This is a genomic window from Streptomyces niphimycinicus (assembly GCF_018883605.1).
GTDB classification, from domain to species: domain Bacteria; phylum Actinomycetota; class Actinomycetes; order Streptomycetales; family Streptomycetaceae; genus Streptomyces; species Streptomyces niphimycinicus.
This window is the reverse complement of the sequence record NZ_JAHLEM010000023.1, coordinates 1-21826: the sequence shown is the minus strand read 5'-3', so window position 1 is coordinate 21826 and position 21826 is coordinate 1. Positions and strand designations below refer to the sequence as shown.

Below are 21826 nucleotides of genomic sequence, written 5' to 3'. Positions count from 1 at the left end.
CGCTCACAGCACGCGTGCGAAACGCGTCAGGTGTCGGTGGCGATGCGCTGCAACACTGTGGTGAGCCGACTCAGGTCCTCGCCCTGGACATGGTCGAGAACGTGTCGGCGCACGCTGGCGAGGTGGATCGGCCAGGACTCGGTCAGCGCGGCGAACCCGGCATCGGTGAGGACGGCGTTCCAGCCGCGGCCGTCCTCGTCACACCTCACACGCTTGACAAGACTCCGCCGCTCCAGACGGTCGACGATGCGTGTCATGCCGCTGAGGGAGAGGTTGGACACGGAGGCGAGTTCACTCATCCGCATCGTCCGGCCCTGAACTTCGGAGAGATGCATGAGTGCCGTGTACTCGCTGAGCGGTAGCAGCCCCCCGCGTGCCATGTCGTGCTCAACGGCGCGCGGCATCGCCAGCAGCACCCGGCTCAAGGCGCGGATGAAGGCGTCCTCGGCCGCACTCATCGGCTCGGCTCGCTCCTTGCTGCTGCTCATGGCCACATGGTAGCGCTTGACTCTGCAAGTAGAAAGTTGATTGGCGTAGCAAGTAGGTCGACGCGGAGGTGCCGCGGGTGTGGGGTCCGTCGTCGGAGGCTTCTGCTTGGCACGTCAAATACATAGGTCAATGCTTGACGCGTCAATCAAATCGCTTGGACGGTCGGCTGTCTGCGGGACCACATGAGGAGGAGACCATGACGGCTTCTACATTCGAATTCGGGCTCGACTCGTTCGGGGAGGTCGCGACGGACAGCGGTCGCGTGCTCGACGACGCCGAGACGGTCCGGCTGCTCGTCGAGGAGGCCGCGCTCGCCGAAGCCTCAGGGCTGGACGTCTTCAGCGTCGGCGAGCACTACCGATCGGGACATGTCGACAGCGCCACCCCCGTACTGCTCTCCGCCATCGCCGCCGTCACGGAACGCATCCGCCTCGGAACCTCGGTGACCGTACTGAGCACCAATGATCCTGTGCGGATCTACCACGACTTCTCCACCTTGGACGCCGTATCCGACGGCCGTGCCCAACTCGTGCTCGGGCGTGCGTCGGCCACGGAGTCGTTTCCCCTGTTCGGCTACGACATCGCCGACTACGAAGCGCTCTTCGACGAGAAGCTCGACCTCTTCATGCGTCTCCAGCGGGAGGAGGCGGTGACGTGGTCCGGGGCGTTCCGGGCGCCGCTTGTCGAGCAGCGGCCGCGTCCCCGGATGCGGCCCGGCGGGATCCCCACCTGGATCGGCGTGGGCGGCAGCCCGCACTCCGTGGTCCGTGCCGCCCGCTACGGACTGCCCCTGATGCTGGCCATCATCGGCGGACGCCCGGAGCGGTTCGCCGGCCACGTCGATCTCTACCACCGGGCGCTCCAGCAGTCCGGACACGATCCGCAACCGATCGGCCAGCACTCGCTGGGACTCATCGCCGACACCGACGAGGAGGCGACCGAGATCTGGTGGCGGTACTGGGAGCCGGTCGTCACCCAACTGGCCGCGGAACGCGGCTTCTACAAGCCGACCCGCGAACGCTATCTGGCGGAGATCGACAGCGGCGCGCTCACGAGAACTGCTCGGCAAGGAGCCCACCCATGTTCCGAAGGTGATCCCGGCGGTCCGCGGCATCCTCGCCGACTGACCCCGCGAAAGGAGACGTAATGAACATCGAGGACGTCCGCACGATCGGCATCCTGGGTGCCGGAAAAGTGGGGACCGTATTGGCGCGGCTCGCCCTTGCGGGCGGCTACCGAGTACTGATCGCGGGATCACGCGAACCCGACGACATCGCTCTTACCGTCGAGGTCCTCGCGCCCGGCGCGACAGCGGTCACCGCGGCCGAGGCCGCGGCCCGGGCGGACATCGCGATCCTGGCCCTTCCCCTGGGCAAGTACCGCGGCATCCCCGTCGAGGCGCCGCACGGCAAATTCGTCATCGACGCGATGAACTACTGGTGGGAAGCCGACGGCGTACGCGACGACCTCACCGACCCGCGCACCTCCACCAGCGAGATCGTCCAGGCGTTCCTGCCGGGATCGCGCGTGGTCAAGGCGTTCAACCACATGGGCTACCACGACCTGGAGGACGAGGCCCGGCCCGCCGGGGCGATGGGCCGCAAGGGGATCGCCATCACCGCTGACGATCCTGGCGACCGGGCCACGGCCGCCCTCCTCGTGAACGCCTTCGGCTTCGACCCCGTCGTCGCCGGCCCGCTCTCCGAGGGCGTGCGCTTCGAACCGGGAACCGAACCCTTCGGGGCCAACACCAGCGCCGACGAACTGCGCGCCATGCTTGACCGCTTCCCGGCGTCTGAGCGCGGCCGGACGGTCAGCGGGGCTCGAGCCGCTGCTCCGCGCCGACCATGATGGCGGCTCTCCCCATGAGCCCATGAACCACTCACCACTCAGCAGGTACTTGACGAAGCAATCACCCGCGATTAGGTTGCTTGGCGAAGCAAATATTTCCCGGATGTGCGCCGGGAGCACCTTCATGAAGGGTTTTGGCATGATTAAGATCGGAATCATCCTCGGCAGCACCCGTCCCGGACGCAACGGCGCGGCCGTGGCCCGCTGGGTACGCGACATCGCCTCACAGCGCACCGACGCCGAGTTCGAACTGGTCGATCTGCTGGACTACAAGCTGCCGCACCTCGACGAGGCGCTCCCGCCGTCGCTGGGCCAGTACGCTCAGCCGCACACGCAGGAGTGGGCGAACAAGATCGACTCGTTTGACGGCTTCATCATGGTGACGCCCGAGTACAACCACTCGACTTCCGGGGTGCTGAAGAACGCGATCGACTACCTCTACGCCGAGTGGAACAACAAGGCGGTCGGCTTCGTCAGCTACGGCTCCCTGGGCGGCGCCCGTGCGGTGGAGCACCTGCGCCTGGTGGCCGGTGAGTTGCAGATGGCAGACGTGCGCTCGCAGGTCGCGCTGTCGCTGTTCCACGACTTCGAGAACTTCAGCGACTTCAAGCCCGGCCAATTCCAGGTGGACGCGCTGAACGCCACCCTGGACCAGGTGCTGGCCTGGAGCGCGGCCCTCGCCCCGCTGCGCGCCGCGTAACGGACACACCTGCTCGCCTGAGCGCTGTCCTGCGGAGAGCAGCCGGTCAGGCGGACACGGGCCGGGCCGGTGGGCCCCTGGCGGTGATGACGATGTCACCACGGGGGACCCCACCGGCCCGACCTGCTTGTGCGGATATCGGCAACCGGCCGTGCGATACACGTCCCTCCGGGCCGGGCCACCGCCGAGCTTCACCCGGGGCCGCGGACACCCCCAGGCCGGGCCAGGTGCGCGGCTATCGGGCGTGGAAGCGGCACGTCACCCTGGCCATGGTCGGCTACGCACTGCCGGCCGTGGCCGCGGCCCGGGGAAGAGGACCGCGTATGCCGAGCCGTGCCCACGTGATCAACTATCCGCAGCACGGACGCAGAGGACACCAGCCCGTCATCTGCTTGGCACCGGTCGTGCTCGGCGGAGCGGGTATCCCTCTCGGTCTCGGCCTGGCCGGCAGTGTCACAGCGATCGTGGTCTTCGGCTACGACGCCCTCCGGGCGGAATGAGGTCGCGCGGGGCGGTCATGGGGTTGAGGCCGTGGTTGCGGGCTGTGAAGATGGCCGCGGCGCTGACACCGGGTTCCGGAGGGTCAGCCCAATATCCTGCGCGAAGTATGGACTGGAGGTTCCGGTCGGTGGCGGGGGCACAACGCTAATGATCACCGGAGTCACCAGGGAGCCCGCGGCATGACCGGCACCACAAAGGCCCTCAGCGGGTCGGTTGCAGTCGACAATGCTGCACGAAGTGTCACGCGCCCGTTCTACGTATACGCCGTGCTCGCCAACACGCTGTTCCAGCGCGGCGTATTCGTCCTCTTCCTTCAGCATCGAGGCTTCTCCGCCGGGCAAGTGGCCCTATTGCAGACACTGCTCTACCTGGTCAGCGGACTTGCGGAGTTGCCGACGGGAGTCATCGCCGACCGAATCGGCAGGCGTGCCGGCATCGTGATCGGCCAGATGCTGATAGCTGTATGTCTGCTCGGCCAGGGGACGTTCTCCAACTACTGGGTGTTCCTGACGCTGTTCATCGGCCAAGGCGTGGGCATGGCATGTGTATCCGGCTCGGACACCGCCCTGCTGTACGACCTGCTCGTGCGTCGTGGTGCAACGGCCAACTACGTCAAGATCAAGTCCCGGTTCACCATGCTCGGGACGGTCACCTCGGGAGCCGCCATCGTCCTCGGCGGCCAACTGCAGCGGATCTCCTGGGGAGTCGTCTACGTCGGTTCGGCGGCGTGCCTCGTCCTGGCCGTGGTGGTGCTGATGTCACGGGTGCCCGAGATCCGCGGCGCGGACGCGGTGGACGAGCAGGACGGAGCTAAGGAGCACGGCGACGCCACAGCATGGCGGGCGATGCTTCGGGTCGCCACGCCGGCGCTCGTGACGCTTGTCGTGGTGTCCGGATTGATGCATGCAACTTTGACGCCGTACATCATTTTTACGCAGAAGACCCTCTCCGGTCAGGGAGCGGGCACCGCATTGGTCAGCGTGGTCATAGCGGCGGGATTCTTCGCCGGCGGGCTCACTCCGCTGCTGTCGGACCGCGCGGACCGGCGCATCGGGTATCGGGTCATAGTCCCGGTGTCCCTCCTGACGCTCGCCGCGGCACTCGGGCTCAGCGGCCTCGGCCTTGTCTGGGTCACCATCGCCGCGTTCCTGGCCCTGGTCGGGATTCCCGAGATCACCGCCGTGATCGTGGACAACGTGTTCAACGAGGCCGTGCCGTCGCGTCACCGGGCGAGCCTGCTGTCGATGATCGCATTCGTGGAGTCGGCGCTCATCGGCATCGGCTATCTCGTCCTCGGCGCCCTCATGGACGGGCTGGGCTCCAGTGTGGGCATGGCCACCTACGCCGCGGTCCCCCTGCTGGCATGTCTCCTGTGGCTCCCGGTGCTCTTCCGAGGTGCACGGGTGACCAGCGAGATCGAGAAACCCGCCGACCAAAAGGCATCCTGAAACGGACCATCTCGAGCACCCCCGCCCGATGGCAGCACCTCTCCCGGTTGCTCGCCGCGCATCGCCGGCGCCTCAACACGCCCCGTGGGTCGCGGGTCCCGGGCACATTCCGGCAGGCGGTCACGGTGCTGCGCTGGTGATGGCGTCTGCCCCGCACCCGAAAGGGTTCGCAACGCCGGGTGCGGACCCGGCCGGGCCCGCTGCGGGCCCGGCCGTCGGCAGACCTGCCACCTGGTGGCTGGTTGGTGGGGGAGAGCCGCATCAGGCGCGTCGCTACGCGGTTCCCACGCCCGCAAGAAGCTTCGCCGTGCCTTCGGGTGCCTCCACCGGGAAGTGGTGGCTGCCCAGGTCGACGGGCACGATGTCGAAGCGGTCGCCATAGCGGTCGATCGCTTCTTGCGTCACCAGGTCACGTATCGCGAACACGGTGATCGGCTGCTTTGTCTCCCGCAGCGCCGCGTCCATGTCCCAGCGGATCAGGCCCTCGATGGAACGCAGACCCGCGGGCTGCCGCACCGCGACCATCTTCTCGAAGTACGCGTCCTTGAGGGCAGGGTCGGTCCCGGTCGGCGAGCCTCCCTCCACGAGCCCTCGCACCCCTGCGGCGAAGTCCTCGCGGAACATGCTCAGCATCGCATCGGTCTGCTCTTCGCTCAGTGCGGGGAACAGGGACAAGTAGTGCAGCGCGTCGAGCGTGACCACATGCGAGACCGTGTCGGGGAGCAGCCGGCCGACCTCGACGGCGACGGCCCCGCCGAGCGAGTGCCCGGCCACGACGCATGTGTCCACCGACTCGGCCTCCAGTACCGCCGCCACGTCGCGGGCGAACTCTTCCATGGTCCAGACGTCCCGCGTCGACCGGGACTCGCCATGCTCGGCGAGGTCGATGGCGAGGACGCGGTAGTCCGCGGGCAGATGGTCGGTCACCGCGTCGTAGTCGCCGCGGTCGCACGCCCAGCCGTGGATGAGAGCCAGCGTCGGCCCTCCGGCCGGACCGCCGGCCGTGTACCGGATCGTCGTGTGGTCCGATCGCTGAACCTCAAGGTGCTTCCTGGTCCTGCTCGTGTTCGTCACGGCGTCTCCTTGTGCTGTTCCGGAGGGTAAACGGGGGATCGGTTCAGTGGCATGAAACGGCGGTGGCCGGAGCCTCCGCGGCGGCGGGAGCCTGAGCCGCAGGGGCCAAGGCGGCACGGCGCTCCGCCCGTATCTGGTTCAGGCTCAGGGCGAGGGCGGTGGCGGCGATCACCGCGATGGCCAGTGCGTAGATCCCGGTGGCGGTCCGCACGCCCAGGACGGTGACCGCGATGCCGCCGAGGACGGAGGGCACGCTGTTTCCCAGATAGGCGATGATGTTCGCCAGGGCGAAGACCTCGCTGCGCTCATGCGGCTTGGCGATCCGGGCGAAGGTGCCGAACGTGGCCAGCACCGACGCGCCCATGCCGAGACCCGAGACGACGGTGCCGACGGCGGCGAGCCAGGCCAGGTCATCGGCGACTCCGGCAAGCGATATCAGGGTGCCGAGTCCGAGCAGTGCGGACGAGGGGGCCAGCAGCGAGGGCGCGGGACGGGAGCGGAGCAGGAAGACCGCGAGCGCTCCGGTGCCCGTCAGGAGCGTCACCACGACGCCGCCGACCAGATGGCTGCGCAGCCCCAGCAACTCGGCGGCGACGGACGGGCCGAGCGAGAGGTACATCCCGGCCAAGGCCCAGCCGGCGATCATCGCCGGCACCACCGGCACGATGTCCGCGCGCAGGTGTGCGGGCATCGCGACCCGCGGGCGCAGGGAGGCGACGGCTCCCGGCCGTCGGAGCGACGTTTCCGGCATGACGGCGACGATCACCGCCGCCAGCGCCATTCCGCCGAACAGCAGCGTGTAGACCAGCCGGGTCGGGGCGGGGCCGAACTCCACCAGCACACCGCTGCCGAGGGCACCCAGGGCGAGCCCGGTCAGGGGAGACACCGAGGTGATGACGCCCGCGCGACCGCGGGCATGCGATGGCTCGAGATCGACAAGGGTGGCGCTCAGAGTGGTCGTCGCCGCCCCGGTCGCGATGCCCTGGAGCACCCGGGCGGCGGACAGGACGAACACGTCCCCGGCGACGTAGAACATGACGAGCGCGACCATCTCCAGCCCGATCGCCGCGGCGAGTACCGGCCGGCGGCCGAGATGGTCCGACAGCGCTCCGACGACGAGCAGCGAGCCCAGCAGGCCGACCACGTAGAGGGCGAAGACGACGGATAGCACCCACGCCGTGAAATGCCATTGCTGCTGGTAGATCGCGTAGAGCGGGGACGGTGCGCTGGAAGCGGCCAGGAAGAGGACGAGGACGGCGCCCACGTAGGGGAAGGCACCCGTCCATGGTGCGCGGTGCGGATCCCCGGCGGGCGGCCTGGCGGTGACTGCGGATGGAGCAGACATGTGATTCTCGCAGTGATCGATGCGTTAATGGCTTCACGCTACCGTAAACGCATCGATCGCTGCTTTCAAACGCAGTGATCGATGCCATACTGGTCACATGTCCACGCGCGCTGCCCCTCCGCCCCACACCGGTAGCCGGCCCGGCGGCCGCTCCGCCCGCATCCGCGCGGCGGTCCACCGGGCGGTCGAGGAGCTGCTCACCGACGAGGCCGACGAACCGCTGACGATCCCGGTCGTGGCGGCCCGCGCGGGCGTGCACGCCACCACGGTCTACCGCCGCTGGGGCTCCGTCGGCGAACTGCTCACCGATGTCGCGACCAGCCGTTTCTCGGGCGACATCGTGGTGCCGGACACCGGAAGCCTCCGCGAGGACCTGGAGCGCTACGCCTCCGACCTCGCCAAGGACCTCAACGACCCGGACACCCTCCCTCTGGTGCGCGCCACCATCGGCACAGCCGGAGATCAAGGCGCCAGCGCCTGCACGGGAGAGCGCCGGCAACAGCTCCAGGCCATGCTCGAACGGGACCAGGCCCGGGGCAATCAGACCCCGACCGTCGAACGCGTCACGGACGCCGTGATCGCCCCCCTCTACTACCGGGCGGTCTTCACCGACCAGGCCCTGACCCCCGAGTGGACACGCGGCCTGGTGACCAACCTGCTGCCGGACTGACAACCCCCACACCCCGGTGCCCGATAACCGATGCCAGGTGAAGGGCGCCCAGCCCAATGCCCGGCGTCGGCGCTGAGCGCGTGCGGGTGGTCCTGCCGGTGGGGGTGCCGGCAGGGACTCTCATGGTGGGCGGGGTCATGCCTGCTCTGGCGGCATGGACAACCGGGCGCAAATGACGTCGGTGGGACTGTCACCCTCCAGGCGCGTTCCACAGCTCGCTGAGCTCCGCCCAGTCCGGGGCCGGTCCCGGCAGGATGGTGGCTTGATCGGCGGCCGGGGCGCGCAGTCCGGCGAGGACCAGGTCCAGGTAGCGCAGGTGGAGCGCGGTGGCGCGCCCACCGGTGACGGGAATCCGCGCAGCGAGATGTTCGAGCAGCAACGGGATGTCGGCGGAGGTGAAATCCGCACGTAGCACCCCTGCCCGGTGCGCGCCTCCCACCAGGGCGTCCAGAGCGGCCCGCAGCCGGTCGGCGGCGGCCACGACTTCGTCCGTGGCCGGCAGCCGCCCGCCGACCTGGGGGAGAAGTGGACCGCTTGACCCCTGGGCCGACAACGCGTCGTGCAGGAAACGGGCGAAGGCGGCCCACGCGTCCGGTTCTTCGGCGAGTGCCGTGTGCGCCTGGGTGACGAGCTGCTCCATGCCCGCGAGCCGCATGCGCTGGGCCAGTAGTTCCTTGCTGGGGTAGCGGCGGTAGAGACTGCCCATGCCGATGCCCGCTCGACGGGCGATCTCCGAGACGGGGGCGTCCCAGCCGCGCTCGGCGAAGACTTCGCGTGCGGCCTGCATGAGACGGGCGTCGTTGCGGTCCGCCTCACGTTGGCGGCCTCGCGGTTTGGCTGCGTGCGTGTCACCCATGGCGCAGCATTCTCCCTTAAGGGCGGGCCACCCCGTGCCCACCGTCGACGGTGAGCACCGAGCCGGTGACGAAACCGGCATCGTCGCCGACGAGCATCGCGATCGCCCGGGCCACGTCCTCCGGTTCCGCGACCCGTCCGAGCGGGGTGCGCTCCACCAAGCGCTGCTGGAACTCCTGCGGCATACCGGCGCTGGCCTCGGTGCGCACGAATCCGGGCGCCACCACGTTGACCTTGATGCCGAGTGGGCCGGCCTCGTAGGCGACGAAGCGGGCGAAGGTGTTCAGAGCGGCCTTGGCGGTGCCATGGGCGGCCATGCCCGCGGTGGGTGGACCGTCGGCCACGGCACTGGAGACATACAAGATCCGTCCCTGCCCTCGCGCGCCCATGATCGCCAGGGCCTGCTGGGTGAGGGGGTAGACGGACGCCAGTTCATCCGTCACCTTCCTCTTGAAGTCGTCCCAGGGCAGGGCCTGCACGGGGGCCGGGGTGAAACGGGCGCCGGCGTTACAGACAAGGACGTCCAGGCGTCCGTCGACGGTGGCGCTCTCCAGCAGTTCGGCTGCCTGGCCGGGGTCGTACACATCGGCCTGCACGGCGAAGGCATCGCCGCCGTCGGCCTCGATGAGCTTGACCACCTGGCCGGCCGCCTCACGGTTCGAGAAGTAATTGACCGCCACGCGGTATCCGCGAGCCGCGAGTTCACGCGAAGTCGCCGCGCCGATTCCCCGGCTGCCGCCGGTCACCAGAGCCGTCGGTCTGCCTGTCGCCTTCATATGTCCTCCGTGTCGGCGGAACGAAGTGTGTGGCGTTCAATCTATCGGAGCGGAGCGCTCCGTTCAAAATTGTCGTATATGCATGCACTCGACGCATCCGGGCGTGCTCTGCCGCTACGTGGACTACCTGCGCACCTCCAGCGCTCTTTGTCGCTGAGCGCGATTTCCACCGTCCCCGGGAGCGCTCGGCGCCTGGTGGGGCACCGACCGGTTCTCGGGCGGCTCCTGGCAGGACGCGGGCGACGGACTTCCCGTACTCGGCGGAGTACCGCCCCGTCCACCACGACGGCGCGTTCGCCACCGCCGTCGGCCTCACGTCGTCGACCGCCATCTGACAGGGAGCCACACCATGCCGCTGACCTCGAAACCCCTACGGAAGCTGGGTTTCCTGACCATAGGGCTGTTCGACGAGGCCGACCCTCACCGGGGCCATGAGTCGACACTGCGGATCATCGAGATGGGCGAGCGGCTGGGCTTCGACAGCGCCTGGGTGCGCCACCGGCATCTGCAATACGGCATCTCCTCCCCGATGGCCGTTCTCGCGGCGGCCTCGCAGCGCACCAGCCGCATCGAGCTGGGCACCGCGGTCATACCCATGGGCTGGGAGAACCCGCTGCGGCTGGCCGAAGACCTGGCGACCGTCGACATCCTGTCCCGGGGCCGCCTCAACCCGGGGGTCAGTGTCGGTCCGCCGAACCACTACGACCAGGTCAAGGGCGTGCTCTACCCCGACACCGCCGACCTCGAGGACTTCGGCCACGAGCGGGTGCGACGACTGCTGGACTTCGTACGCGGCGAACCGGTCACCGACTTCAGCGGGGTCGAGGGCTTCGAGGTGTTCTCCGACCGCGTCCAGCCGCACTCCCCGGGGCTCGGCCGCCGCATGTGGTACGGCGGTGGCAGCCTGCGGTCGGCCCGGTGGGCCGGTGAACACGGCATGAATCTGCTCACCAGCAGCGTCGTGAAGGCGGAGGAGTCCGAGGACTTCGCCGAGATCCAGCTCTCGCACATCCGGACCTTCCGCGCCCACCACCCCGACGGCGACCGTGCCCGGGTCTCCCAAGGGCTCGTCGTCATTCCCACCGACACCGCCTCGCCGCAGCAGCGCGCGAAGTATGAGCGGTACGCCCTGCAACGCATGCCGCGTACCGCCACGCCCCAGGGACCGGCGCGCATGATGTTCGCGCCCGATCTCGTCGGCACCTCCGGGGAGATCGCCGAACGGCTCGCCGCCCATGCCGCCTTCCGGGAGGTCGACGAGGTGGCGTTCGCCCTGCCCTTCACCTTCGACCACGAGGACTACGTCCAGATCCTCACGGACATCGCCACCCGGCTCGGCCCGGCCCTGGGCCGGCAGGCGGCCCCGTAGCGCGCATCACCTCCACGCCGCCCGGCGCGGGCGCGTCACAGCGGGCGCAGCACCCATGACCAGCGGTACGTGCCGGGGCCCAGCCGGTAGCGCGGGAGGGTGTCCGGGCCGCAGGACGCGGTGCCCAGGCCCCGGTGGGCGGCGTCGAGCTGGACCACGCACCGTGGCCTGGGGGTCAGCTCGTCGTGGTGGGAGGCGGTGGCGAGGTCGGCCGCGCGGTACCGGGTGACCGAGACCTGGCGGGGCGCGTCCAGCCGTACACCGAGACCGGTGCCGGTGTCCGACAGCAGCGCGAAGCGGCGTACGCCGGACCGGCCACCGCTCTCCTGGGGGCGCAGATAAGGGGTGAACAGGCTGTCCACGCGGGCCCGGTGGTGGCCCACCGGACCGCCCGTCCGCCGGTCCGGGTAGGTCTCCCAGGGGCCCTGGCCGTACCACTGGAGGTGGTTCAGCCCGGCCACCGTCTCGAAGACCGTGCCCACGCGCGCGACGTCGGTCAGCCCCTCGGGGAGGACGGCGCTCTCCTCGATCAGCAGGCCGTCGTCATTGAGGGGGGTGAAGACCTGCTGGTGCTCGACGAGGCCCGCGCCGGTCGGGTAGACGGAGCGCACGCGGATACGGCCGTCCGTCCGGTCGACCGAGACGGGCTCGCGGACGAGCCGGTCGAGGCCCAGCCCGCGCCAGTGGTCCGCGGCGCCGCCCAGCAGATCGTTGTCGGTGGGCGCCCGCCACAGGCTCAAGGCGGGCGGGCAGGTCAGCAGCGGATGGCGCAACAGCCCTTCCGCGTCGACATCGGGGGAGTGGGCGGAGACCACCACGGACACCGGCGCCGGAGCGGGCCGTTCGCGCACCTGGATCTGGGGCGCGCACACTTCGGTGCCGCGCGGTGCCCAGGGCTCGTCGTGGCGCGTGGTCACATGCAGCGTCAGCCATGCCTCGCCGCCGCCGGCGGCGCCCGCGGCGGGCAGTTCGGCCAGCAGCCCGTGGGGCAGGGGCAGGTCCGCCGAGGCCCCGGGCGGCAGGTCGGGCAGTACGGCCGGGGCGGTGCGGGTGCCGCCGTCCTCGACGGACAGCCGCCACTCGGCCGTCAGCCAGGACATATCGCGGAAGTGCTGGGCGTTGGTGACACGGGGCGGGCGGTCAGGATCGCTCCGGGTCAGCCGCAGCGGGGCGGCGATCTCGCGGTGCTCGTACATCGCGGGCTTCGGGGTGCGGTCGGGGAAGACCAGACCGTCCGCGCAGAACGCGCCGTCGTTCGGCATATCGCCGAAGTCCCCGCCGTACGCCCAGCGGTAGCCGTCGGCCGCCACCCCATGGGCGTAGGCGCCGGTCGCGGTGGGCCCGGCGGGGCGGCCCGTGGCCCGGCGCTGGAGGATGCCGTGGTCCCAGAACTCCCAGATGAAGCCGCCCTGGAGACCCGGGGTGGTCTCGATGGCCGCCCAGTGGTCGGCGAGGGTGCCGTTGCTGTTGCCCATGGCGTGCGAGTACTCGCACAGGATGAGCGGCTTGGCCTGCTCGCCGGAGGCGGCGTGCGCGGTGATCTCGTCCAGTGACGCGTACATCGGGCAGAGGATGTCGGAGGCGATGTCCGCCCCGGACCAGTCGGTCTTGGCCGCCCCCTCGTATTGCAGCGGGCGGGTCGGGTCGTAGCGGCGCAGCCAGCCCGCGGCCGCGTCGTGGTTCGCGCCGTAGTCGCTCTCGTTGCCCAGCGACCAGACGATGACGCACGCGTGGTTCTTGTCCCGCAGGACCATACGCGAGACCCGGTCCACGAACGCGGCCAGATAGCGGGGGTCGTCGGCGATCTCGTGGGCGTGGTCGTGGCTTTCGATGTCGGCCTCGTCGACGAGGTAGAGGCCCAGCTCGTCGGCGAGGTCCAGCAGTGCGGGGTCGTTCGGGTAGTGCGCGGTGCGGACGGCGTTGAAGCCGAAGCGCTTGATGGTCTCCAGGTCGGCGCGCATATCGCCGGGGGTGACGGTGCGGCCGGTGAGCGGGTGGAAGTCGTGCCGGTTGACGCCCCGGATGAAGACCCGTTCGCCGTTGATCAGCAGGTCGCGGCCGTTGATCTCGACGGTGCGGAAGCCCACGCGGTGGCGGGAGGTGTCGGCGATGGATCCGTCGGGGCGGTGCAGCCGGATGTCCAGGCCGTACAGCTCGGGTGTCTCGGCCGACCAGCGGCGTACGCCGGGCACGGTGGCGAACAGGCGCGCCTCGCCGAGGAAGTCCGAGACCCGGTCCTCCCGGACGCACCAGGCGGCGTACTCCTCGTCTTCGGCGAGTTCGCCGACTCCGTCGAGGTGTCCGGACACGCGCCAGCCCGCGGGCAGTGGCCCGGCCGCGTGGCGCACCTGGACCTCCACGCGCAGCCGTCCGTCGGCGGGGGCGCTGATCCTCACATCGGCCAGATACAGCGGATCGGTGGCGTAGAGGAGGACGGGGCGGGTGATGCCGCCGTGCCACCAGTGGTCCTGGTCCTCGATATGCGAGGCGTCGGACCACTTCACCACGGTCAGCCGTACGGTGTTGGCCGCGCCGATCCGTACCGCGTCGGTGATGTCGAACTCGGACGCGAGATGCGAGTCCTTGCCGATGCCCACGGCCCGGCCGTTCACCTCGGCGATCAGCACGCTGGTCGCGGCGCCGACGTGCAGGATGACGCGGCGCCCGGCCCAGTCGGCCGGGATGTCGACGTCGCGCTCGTGTACGCCGGTGGGGTTCGCGGCGGGGGAGTGCGGCGGGATGTCGGGCCAGGGCATCCGCCAGTTGGTGTACTGCGGCAGGTCGCCGGTGTCCTGTGTGGTCCAGGCGCCGGGCACCTTCAGATGCCGCCAGTTCTCGGACGGGGGCACTTCCGGCGCGGGCAGCAGTTGGAAGCGCCAGTGGTCGTCGTCCAGCGAGATGGCCCCCGCCCCGCGGTCCACGGCATGCATCGGCAGCCGTCGCCAGGAGGTGAGCTCGGGGGATTCCCACGGCCGGAGATCCATCAGAGGGATGCCCATCATCGGATGGCCCCCTTGGCGAGGTCCGCCATGATCTGGCGGGCACCGATGAAGAACACGACGAGCAGCGGGATCAGGGCGAGCAGCGCACCGGCCATCACCATGCCGTAGTCGGTGGTGCCGTTCACGCTGTTGAGCTGCGAGAGGGCGACCTGGAGCGTCACATGGTCCGGGTTGATCAGGGCGATCAGCGGCCAGGCGTAGTCGTTCCACTGGGCCATGAAGGTGAAGATGCCGAGGAAGGCGAGGCCGGGCCGGACCACGGGCAGCGCCACGTGCCAGTACTGGCGGAGGAAGCCGCAGCCGTCCAGCCGGGAGGAGTCCATGAGTTCGTCGTGGATGGAGCCCTTCATGTACTGGCGCATCCAGAAGATCCCGAAGGCGTTGGCGGCCGCGGGGATGACGAGCGAGGTCAGGGAGCCGATCCAGCCGAGCTTCGCCATGATCACGAACTGCGGGATGGCCTGGAGCTGGGCGGGCACCATGAAGATGCCCATCATGATGACGAACAGCGCCCGGCGGCCCGGGAAGTGGAACTTCGCGAAGACGAAGGCCGCGAGCGAGTCGAAGAACAGCACGAGGAAGGTCACCGAGACGGCGACGACCAGGGTGTTGAACATCGACCCGAAGAAGTCGATCTTCTGGAAGAGATGGTGGACGTTCTCGTCGAAGTGCGAGCCCGGCAGCAGCTTCGGCGGGTACTGGAAGATCTCCGCCGACGAATGGGTCGACATCACGATGGTCCAGTAGAACGGGAAGAGCGAGCCGAGCACACCGGCGATCAGCGAGATGTGCAGGGTCAGCCCTCTGGCGCGGGTACCCTTCATGCCTTTCACGATGGTCTCCCTCTACTTTTCCCCGCGCTGTACCAGGCGCCAGTTGACGATCGAGAAGATGGCGACGACCAGGAAGATGCCCCAGGCGATGGCCGCGCCGTAGCCGAAGTCGTTGTTGTCGAAGCTCTGCTGGAAGAAATAGAGGACCATCGTCTGGCCGGAGTTGCCGGGGCCGCCCGCGAAGGTGGAGGTGTTGTTGGTGTTGGCCAGCAGCACCTGCGGCTCGGTGAAGCTCTGTAGTCCGGTGACGGTCGAGACGACCAGGGTGAAGAGGATGATCGGCCGCATCATCGGCACGGTGATCCGGAAGAAGGTATGCACCGGTCCGGCGCCGTCGACGCGGGCGGCCTCGTACAGCTCGCTCGGAATGGTCTGGAGCCCGGCGAGGAAGATCAGCGCGTTGTAGCCGGTCCACTGCCAGGTCATCAGCACGGCAATGGAGATCTTGATGCCCCAGTCCGTGTTCAGCCAGGCCACCTGATCGAGCCCGAGCCCTTGCAACACGGCGTTCGCGAGGCCGAAGTTGGTGGAGAAGATCGAGGTGAAGATGATCGCCACGGCGACGACCGAGGTGACGTTCGGAAGGAAGTACGCGAAGCGGTAGAAGTTCTTGAACCGCACCGCGGAGTTGAGCATCACCGCGGTCACCAGCGCGATGAACAGCATCGGCAGGGTGGCGATCGCCCAGATGATCAGGGTGTTGGTGAGGGAGTTCCAGAACTGTGCGTCGCTGAGGAGATAGCGGTACTGCGACAGGCCCGCGTACTCCATCGAGCCGAGCCCGTCCCACCGGTGGAAGGACAGATAGAGCGAGAAGCCCACCGGGATCAGGCCGAAGCACAGGAAGAGCAGATAGAAGGGCGAGATCGCCAGATACAGCCGCCAGTACCCGAGCACCGAGCGGGCCTTGGCCCGCGCGGGGACGGACCTGACACCGTCGTCGGCGGGCGCGCCGAGCGTGGGAGCGGCTCCTATTCCGGTCATGTCAGGACTCCCAGGTGGTCCGCTATGCGCCGGCACTTGGCCATGGCGTCCTTCCACGCCCGGCGGGGATCCTTGCCCAGGGCGTTCACATTGCGCAGTTCGTCGGAGACCGCCTGGTCCAGGGGGTAGTCGTACGGGCTGTGGTAGGCGATCGGGATCTTCTCGGCGGTGGGGCCGAAGACATCGATGGTGGCCTGGCCGCCGAAGAACGGGTCCGGCGCGCGCATCGCCGCCTGTTGGTAGGAGGCGGGGGTGGACGGGAAGAGCGTGGCGTCGGTGAAACCACGGGTCTGGTTGTCCGCGTTCAGCAGCCAGGTGACGATCTCGAAGGCCAGCTCGGGCTTCCGGCAGGACTTGGTGATCGCCAGGAAGGAGCCGCCGTTGTTGGCCGGGCCGCCGGGCAGGGCGGCCACCCGCCACTTCCCCTTGGTCTTGGGCACGGTCAGCTTGAGGTCGCCGGCCACCCAGGAGGCGCCGATCTGGCTGGGCAGCAGTCCGTTCTCGATGGCCGCGTTGCCGTCCGGGGTGCCGGACTGGTACCGGGAGCACAGGCCGCGCTGGTACGCGTCGATCGCCATGTTCCAGGCGCGGCGCACATGTTCGTGGTCGCCGATGAAGCGCCGTTCCGCATCGACGTAGCGCAGGGTGCCCTGCGCGATCATGTACTGGTAGATCGTGAGCGCGTCGATGACCATATGCGCGCCGCGGACCTTCTTCTTCAGCCGCTCACCGGCCGCCAGGTACTTCTCCCAGGTGTCCATCTCCTTGCCGACCTCCGCCGGATCGGTCGGCAGCCCCGCCCGGTCGAACACCTCGGGCATGAAGTAGTGGGCGACCGGCCCGGTGTCGATGGGAAAACCGATCATGCTGCCGTCGGGAGCGATGCCCTCGGCCCACTTCCAGGGCAGGTACCGGTCCTTGAGCTGCTCCGCGCCGAGTGTGCGCAGATCGATGAACTGCTCCGCGTTGGGCAGGTACGAGGCCATGTCCTCGCCCTTGAGACCGGTGATGTCGGGCACGTAGGCGCGCCCGGTCATCGTGGTGAGCAGCTTGGATTTGAAGTAGCCGCCGATCTGGGCGGGTTTGAGCGAGACATCGGTGAAGCGCTTCTTGGCGTCCGCCACGACCTTGTCGCTCAGCCCGCCGGTCCAGTACCAGAGGGTCATGTTCCGGCCGGTCGATCCGTTCGGAACCGAGCAGCCTGCCGTGGTGCCGCCGAGCGCCGCGGTCGCCGTGGTGGCGAGGCCCGCGTACAGCAGTGCTCTTCGCGAGAGGGGCACCGCTCCCACCGCCTTTCGGGTAGTACGCACTGCGATTACAGGGTGTGGGGGGTGACGGGTGTGGTGTGCGGGGCGGGGCCGGGGTCCTCGGGGATGCGGTCCGCCAGGAATCCGTAGTCGCTCCGCAGCGCGGGGTCGCGGCTGCCGGTGGTCCGCCACCACTGGTCGACGCCGTGCCAGCCCGGGGCGGCGAGCGCGCCGCCGTGCCGGGTGACGGACAGGCCCGCGGCCAGTACCGCGAAGCGCAGCCGGTCGGCGAGCGGCCAGCCGGCGAGGGTCGCGGCGGTGAAGCTCGCGCCGAAGACGTCCCCGGCTCCCGTCGCGTCCACGACATCGATGTCGAGCGCGGCGACCTCGGCGGCCTCGCCCGTCGTCTGGTCCACGGCGAGGGCTCCGTGCGGGCCGCGGGTGACGACGGCGACCGGCACGATATCGGCGAGCTTGCCGAGTGCGGCCCGCGCGCTGTCGGTGCGCGTGTAGCCCATCGCCTCGCCCTCGTTCGGCAGGAAGGCGTGGCAGCGGGAGAGCTGGTCGAGCAGCTCGCCGGACCAGGCCCCGGTGGGGTCCCAGCCGACATCCGCGAAGATCTTGGTGCCGGTGGCGGCGGCCTTCGCGATCCATGCCTGGGGCTCGGTGCCGAGGTGCGCGATGGCCGCCCGTGCCCCCGGGGCGTTCGCCATCAACTCGTCCTGCGGATAAGGGGGTTCCTGGCCGTGTGTGATCAGTGCGCGGTCGTGTCCCTGGGCGATCGAGACGGTCACGGGCGTGTTCCAGCCGGGTGCCGTGCGCGAGAGCGCGAGGTCGACGCCCTCCTGCCGGGCGAGGATGTCGCGGCAGTACGCCCCGTAGAAGTCGTCGCCGAAGACGGTGGCCAGCGAGGTGGTGAGGCCGAAGCGGGCGGCGGCCACCGCGAGGTTGGCGATGCCGCCGGGGCCGCAGCCCATGCCCTGGGTCCAGATCTCCTCACCCGGTGCCGGCGGCCGGCCGAGCCCGGTCATCACGAGGTCGTAGAAGAGCAGACCGGTCACCAGGACATCGGGTCCCGTGGCGTCGGGAGCCCGTTCCCCGGGCGGGGGAGGTTCGGCCACGAGCTCCTCCTCTCGTCAAAAGTGTGCAGAAGTGCAGCGCATTGCAGAGGATCGTGCGGGCTCTGCGCAAAAATGGCAAGAGGGGTGCACTCGGATGCATAGAAATGATTGAGATTGACGAGTACGCTGCTCGCCGTGCTGGCTGAACGACGACATCAGATGATCCTCCGCGCCCTGCGGTCCGGCGGCCCGGCGGCCGTGACCGACCTCTCCGAACAGCTCGGGGTCTCCGCCGCGACCGTCCGGCGCGACCTGCTGAAGCTCGAGGAGGAGGGACTGCTCACCCGGGTCCACGGCGGCGCGGTCGTCGAGGAGGGCGATCAGCCCTTCGCGGAAGTCGCCGGGGTGCGGGTGGCCGAGAAGGACGCCCTGGCGGTGGCCGCCGCGGGCATGATCGAGGACGGGCAGTCCGTACTGCTGGACATCGGCACCACCGCCTACCGGCTCGCCCGGCAACTGCACGGCCGACGGCTGACCGTGATCACCAGCAATCTGGTGGTGTTCGAGGAGCTGGCCGATGACACCGCCGTGGAGCTGGTGCTGCTCGGCGGGGTGCTCCGGCGCGAATACCGCTCCCTGGTCGGATTCCTCACCGAGGACAACCTCCGCCAGCTCCACGCCGACTGGCTCTTCCTGGGGACCAGCGGCGTCCGTCCCAGCGGGCAGATCATGGACACCACGGTCATCGAGGTCCCGGTGAAACGGGCGATGATCGCGGCCAGTGACCAGGTGGTGCTGCTCGCCGACGCGGGCAAGTTCCCCGGCACCGGCATGACCAAGGTCTGCGGCCCCGAGGATCTCGACGCAGTAGTGACCAACGCCCCCTCGGACTCGGCCACGTGCTCGGTGTTCGAGCAGGCAGGAGTAAAGGTGGTGCGGGTGTGAAGCTGACCATTCTCGGCGGCGGCGGGTTCCGGGTGCCGCTGGTGTACGGGGCGCTGCTCGCCGACCGCTCCCCGGGCCGCGTCACCCATGTCACCCTCCACGACCTGGACGCCGGCCGGCTGGGCGCCGTCGCCCGGGTCCTGGCCGAACAGGCCGCGGCGAGCCCGGGAGGCACCGCCCGGCCGGAGGCCGGGGGAGCGCCGACGGTCTCCCACACCACCGACCTCGACGAGGCGCTGCGCGGCGCCGACTTCGTCTTCTCCGCGATCCGCGTCGGCGGCCTGGATGGGCGCGCCGCCGACGAGCGCATCGCCCTGGACCACGGTGTCCTCGGCCAGGAGACGGTGGGCGCGGGCGGCATCGCCTATGGGCTGCGCACCGTCCCCGTCGCCGTCGACATCGCCCGGCGGGTCGCCCGGCTGGCCCCCGACGCCTGGGTCATCAACTTCACCAACCCCGCGGGCCTGGTCACCGAGGCCATGTCCCGCCACCTCGGCGACCGGGTCATCGGCATCTGCGACTCGCCGGTGGGCCTCGGCCGCCGCGTCGCCCGCGCGCTCGGCGCCGACCCGGACCGCGCGTGGATCGACTACGTCGGCCTGAACCACCTCGGCTGGCTGCGCGGCCTGCGCGTCGCCGGGCGCGACGAACTCCCGCGGCTGCTCGCCGACCCCGAGGCCCTCGGCTCGTTCGAGGAGGGCAAGCTCTTCGGCCCCGAGTGGCTCGCCTCCCTCGGCGCGATCCCCAACGAGTACCTGCACTACTACTACTTCAACCGGGGGGCGGTACGCGCCTACCGCGAGGCCGAGCAGACCCGCGGCGCTTTCCTCCGCGACCAGCAGGCCCGGTTCTACGAGGTGATGGAGCAGGGCCACGCACCCGCGCTCGCGACCTGGGACCGCACCCGCGCCGAGCGCGAGGCCACCTACATGGCGGCCAACCGCGAGGCGGCGGGCGCCGGCGAGCGCGACGAGTCGGACCTGGAGTCCGGCGGCTATGAACAGGTCGCCCTCGCCCTCATGCGCGCCATCGCCCGCGACGAGCGCACCACCCTCATCCTCAACGTCCGCAACCGCACCACGCTGGGCGCGCTCGACGAGGACGCCGTCATCGAGGTCCCCTGCCTGGTGGACGCGAGTGGCGCGCACCCCGTCTCCGTCGACCCGCTGCCCGGCCACGCCACCGGCCTGGTGTGCGCCGTCAAGGCCGTCGAGCGCGAGGTCATGAACGCCGCCGACAGCGGTTCGCGCGCCACCGCCGTCAAGGCGTTCGCCCTCCACCCCCTCGTCGACTCGGTCGCCGTCGCCCACCGCCTCGTCGACGGCTACACCACGGCACACCCCGGACTCGCCTACCTGAACCGCCCGTAGGAGCCCTCGCCATGCATGACGAACGCCGCCGCATCGAGGACCGCGTCCAGCGCGTCCTCACCCAGCGCATCCAGCCCGCCGCCCACTCGGCCTCGGTGCCCTTCACGATCGAGGCATGGCAGGCGCCCGACGAACCGGTGCCCTTCGCCGAGGCGGCAGGGGCCGCGTACGAGCCCTTCACCACCGGAACCCCCTGGGGCCCGCCCTGGGGCACCACCTGGTTCAAGGTGCACGGCCAGGTCCCGGCCGCGTGGGCGGGCAAGCGCGTCGAGGCCGTCTTCGACCTCGGCTTCGTCGGCGACTGGCCCGGCAACCAGGCCGAGGCACTGGTCCACACCCCGGGCGGCGCCCCGCTCAAGGCGGTCAACCCGCAGAACCAGTACGTGCCGGTGGCCAACCCCGCCGAGGGCGGCGAGCACATCTCGTACCTCATCGAGGCCGCCTCCAACCCCGACATCCTCGCAAACGACTTCAGCCGCCCCACCCCGCTCGGCGACAAGCTCACGGCGGGCCGCGCCCCCCTCTACACCTTCGCCCGCGCCGACCTGGCCGTACTGGACGAACAGGTGTGGCACCTGGGCCTGGACCTCACCGTGCTGCGCGAGCTGATGCTGGAGCTGAGCGAGCACGAGCCCCGCCGCCACGAGATCGCCCACGCCCTCGACCGCGCCCTGGACCGGCTGGACCTGGACGACATCTCCGGCACCGCCACCGACGTACGCGACGCCCTGCGCGGTGTGCTGGAGCGCCCCGCCAACGCCAGCGCCCACACCCTCTCGGCCGTCGGCCACGCACATATCGACTCCGCCTGGCTATGGCCCATACGCGAGACCAAGCGCAAGACCTCGCGCACCTTCTCCAACGTCACGGCGCTCGCCAAGGAGTACCCGGAGTTCATCTTCGCCTGCTCGCAGGCGCAGCAGTACGCCTGGGTCAAGGAGCACTACCCCCAGGTCTGGGACCGCATCCACGAGGCCGTGCGAGGCGGGCAGTGGGCACCGGTCGGCGGCATGTGGGTGGAGGCCGACGGCAACCTGCCCGGCGGCGAGGCCCTGGCCCGCCAGCTCATCCACGGCAAGCGCTTCTTCCTGGACGAGTTCGGCATCGAGACCAAGGGCGTATGGCTGCCCGACTCCTTCGGCTACAACGCCTGCTTCCCGCAACTGGCCAGGCTGGCGGGGAACGAGTGGTTCCTGACCCAGAAGCTCTCCTGGAACCAGACCAACAAGCTGCCCCACCACACCTTCTGGTGGGAGGGCATCGACGGCTCCCGGGTCTTCACCCACTTCCCGCCGGTGGACACCTA

At 69.7% G+C, this 21826-nt stretch carries 20 protein-coding genes; 10 read left to right on the top strand and 10 right to left on the bottom strand.

Translation table 11 applies throughout. The features are described from left to right. Positions 1-26 precede the first annotated feature (26 nt). Positions 27-488, bottom strand: a complete 462-nt coding sequence (locus tag KN815_RS03040) for a MarR family winged helix-turn-helix transcriptional regulator (protein WP_216339892.1) — start codon at positions 486-488, stop codon at positions 27-29. A gap of 197 nt (positions 489-685) precedes the next feature. Between KN815_RS03040 and KN815_RS03035 the strand changes: the two genes are divergently transcribed. From KN815_RS03035 to KN815_RS03015, 5 genes are all read left to right on the top strand, one after another. Further along, positions 686-1636: an LLM class flavin-dependent oxidoreductase gene (locus KN815_RS03035; protein ID WP_216339890.1), complete on the top strand. Its 951-nt coding sequence runs from the start codon at positions 686-688 to the stop codon at positions 1634-1636. Further along, positions 1636-2340: an NADPH-dependent F420 reductase gene (locus tag KN815_RS03030; RefSeq protein ID WP_216339888.1), complete on the top strand. Its 705-nt coding sequence runs from the start codon at positions 1636-1638 to the stop codon at positions 2338-2340. Before KN815_RS03035 ends, KN815_RS03030 begins: the two co-directional genes overlap by 1 nt. Before the next feature lie 139 nt (positions 2341-2479). Continuing rightward, on the top strand, positions 2480-3040 hold the full coding sequence (locus tag KN815_RS03025; protein WP_216339886.1) for an NADPH-dependent FMN reductase: 561 nt from the start codon (positions 2480-2482) through the stop codon (positions 3038-3040). Positions 3041-3267: 227 nt separating this feature from the next. Further along, entirely contained in the window at positions 3268-3540 is a 273-nt protein-coding gene (locus KN815_RS03020; RefSeq protein ID WP_216339884.1) for a hypothetical protein, read from the top strand. Positions 3541-3720: 180 nt separating this feature from the next. Further along, positions 3721-4989 carry an MFS transporter gene (locus KN815_RS03015; protein ID WP_216339882.1) on the top strand — a complete coding sequence of 423 codons (1269 nt, stop codon included), beginning with the start codon at positions 3721-3723 and terminating at the stop codon, positions 4987-4989. 273 nt (positions 4990-5262) lie between these two features. On the opposite strand, the gene KN815_RS03010 is transcribed toward KN815_RS03015, so the two are convergent. Both KN815_RS03010 and KN815_RS03005 read right to left on the bottom strand, forming a co-directional pair. Continuing rightward, on the bottom strand, positions 5263-6063 hold the full coding sequence (locus KN815_RS03010) for an alpha/beta fold hydrolase (protein ID WP_216339879.1): 801 nt from the start codon (positions 6061-6063) through the stop codon (positions 5263-5265). A 43-nt stretch (positions 6064-6106) separates the two neighbouring features. Then, complete coding sequence (locus KN815_RS03005) at positions 6107-7408, bottom strand: MFS transporter (protein WP_216339878.1); 1302 nt, start codon at positions 7406-7408, stop codon at positions 6107-6109. A gap of 97 nt (positions 7409-7505) precedes the next feature. On the opposite strand from KN815_RS03005, the gene KN815_RS03000 reads away from it, so the two are divergent. Further along, complete coding sequence (locus KN815_RS03000) at positions 7506-8078, top strand: TetR-like C-terminal domain-containing protein (protein WP_216339876.1); 573 nt, start codon at positions 7506-7508, stop codon at positions 8076-8078. A gap of 190 nt (positions 8079-8268) precedes the next feature. Here the strand turns inward: KN815_RS03000 and KN815_RS02995 are convergent, their stop codons facing one another. After that, positions 8269-8934, bottom strand: a complete 666-nt coding sequence (locus KN815_RS02995) for a TetR/AcrR family transcriptional regulator (protein WP_216339874.1) — start codon at positions 8932-8934, stop codon at positions 8269-8271. Positions 8935-8950: 16 nt separating this feature from the next. Then, complete coding sequence (locus KN815_RS02990) at positions 8951-9709, bottom strand: SDR family oxidoreductase (protein WP_216339872.1); 759 nt, start codon at positions 9707-9709, stop codon at positions 8951-8953. Positions 9710-10058: 349 nt separating this feature from the next. Between KN815_RS02990 and KN815_RS02985 the strand changes: the two genes are divergently transcribed. After that, a complete protein-coding gene (locus KN815_RS02985) occupies positions 10059-11078 on the top strand; it encodes an LLM class flavin-dependent oxidoreductase (protein ID WP_216339870.1) in 1020 nt (339 codons plus the stop codon). 35 nt (positions 11079-11113) lie between these two features. Here the strand turns inward: KN815_RS02985 and KN815_RS02980 are convergent, their stop codons facing one another. From KN815_RS02980 to KN815_RS02960, 5 genes are read right to left on the bottom strand one after another with little or no spacing between them, the layout of a single operon-like run. Next, positions 11114-14077 (bottom strand): glycoside hydrolase family 2 TIM barrel-domain containing protein, encoded by a 2964-nt coding sequence (locus KN815_RS02980; RefSeq protein ID WP_216339894.1) that lies wholly within the window; start codon positions 14075-14077, stop codon positions 11114-11116. Then, complete coding sequence (locus KN815_RS02975) at positions 14077-14904, bottom strand: carbohydrate ABC transporter permease (protein WP_372458240.1); 828 nt, start codon at positions 14902-14904, stop codon at positions 14077-14079. The genes KN815_RS02980 and KN815_RS02975 overlap by 1 nt, the downstream gene beginning before the upstream one ends. Positions 14905-14925: 21 nt before the next feature. Then, on the bottom strand, positions 14926-15897 hold the full coding sequence (locus KN815_RS02970) for a carbohydrate ABC transporter permease (RefSeq protein ID WP_216339866.1): 972 nt from the start codon (positions 15895-15897) through the stop codon (positions 14926-14928). Continuing rightward, a complete protein-coding gene (locus KN815_RS02965; RefSeq protein WP_216339864.1) occupies positions 15894-17177 on the bottom strand; it encodes an extracellular solute-binding protein in 1284 nt (427 codons plus the stop codon). The genes KN815_RS02970 and KN815_RS02965 overlap by 4 nt, the downstream gene beginning before the upstream one ends. A 35-nt stretch (positions 17178-17212) precedes the next feature. Continuing rightward, entirely contained in the window at positions 17213-18265 is a 1053-nt protein-coding gene (locus KN815_RS02960) for a carbohydrate kinase family protein (protein ID WP_216339862.1), read from the bottom strand. A gap of 135 nt (positions 18266-18400) precedes the next feature. Between KN815_RS02960 and KN815_RS02955 the strand changes: the two genes are divergently transcribed. From KN815_RS02955 to KN815_RS02945, 3 genes are all read left to right on the top strand, one after another. Further along, positions 18401-19150 carry a DeoR/GlpR family DNA-binding transcription regulator gene (locus KN815_RS02955; protein WP_216339860.1) on the top strand — a complete coding sequence of 250 codons (750 nt, stop codon included), beginning with the start codon at positions 18401-18403 and terminating at the stop codon, positions 19148-19150. Further along, positions 19147-20520, top strand: coding sequence for a 6-phospho-beta-glucosidase (locus KN815_RS02950; protein WP_216339858.1), 1374 nt, complete (start codon positions 19147-19149; stop codon positions 20518-20520). The genes KN815_RS02955 and KN815_RS02950 overlap by 4 nt, the downstream gene beginning before the upstream one ends. Before the next feature lie 11 nt (positions 20521-20531). Next, a partial coding sequence (locus tag KN815_RS02945; RefSeq protein ID WP_507229898.1) for a glycoside hydrolase family 38 N-terminal domain-containing protein occupies positions 20532-21826 on the top strand: 1295 nt, incomplete at its 3' end.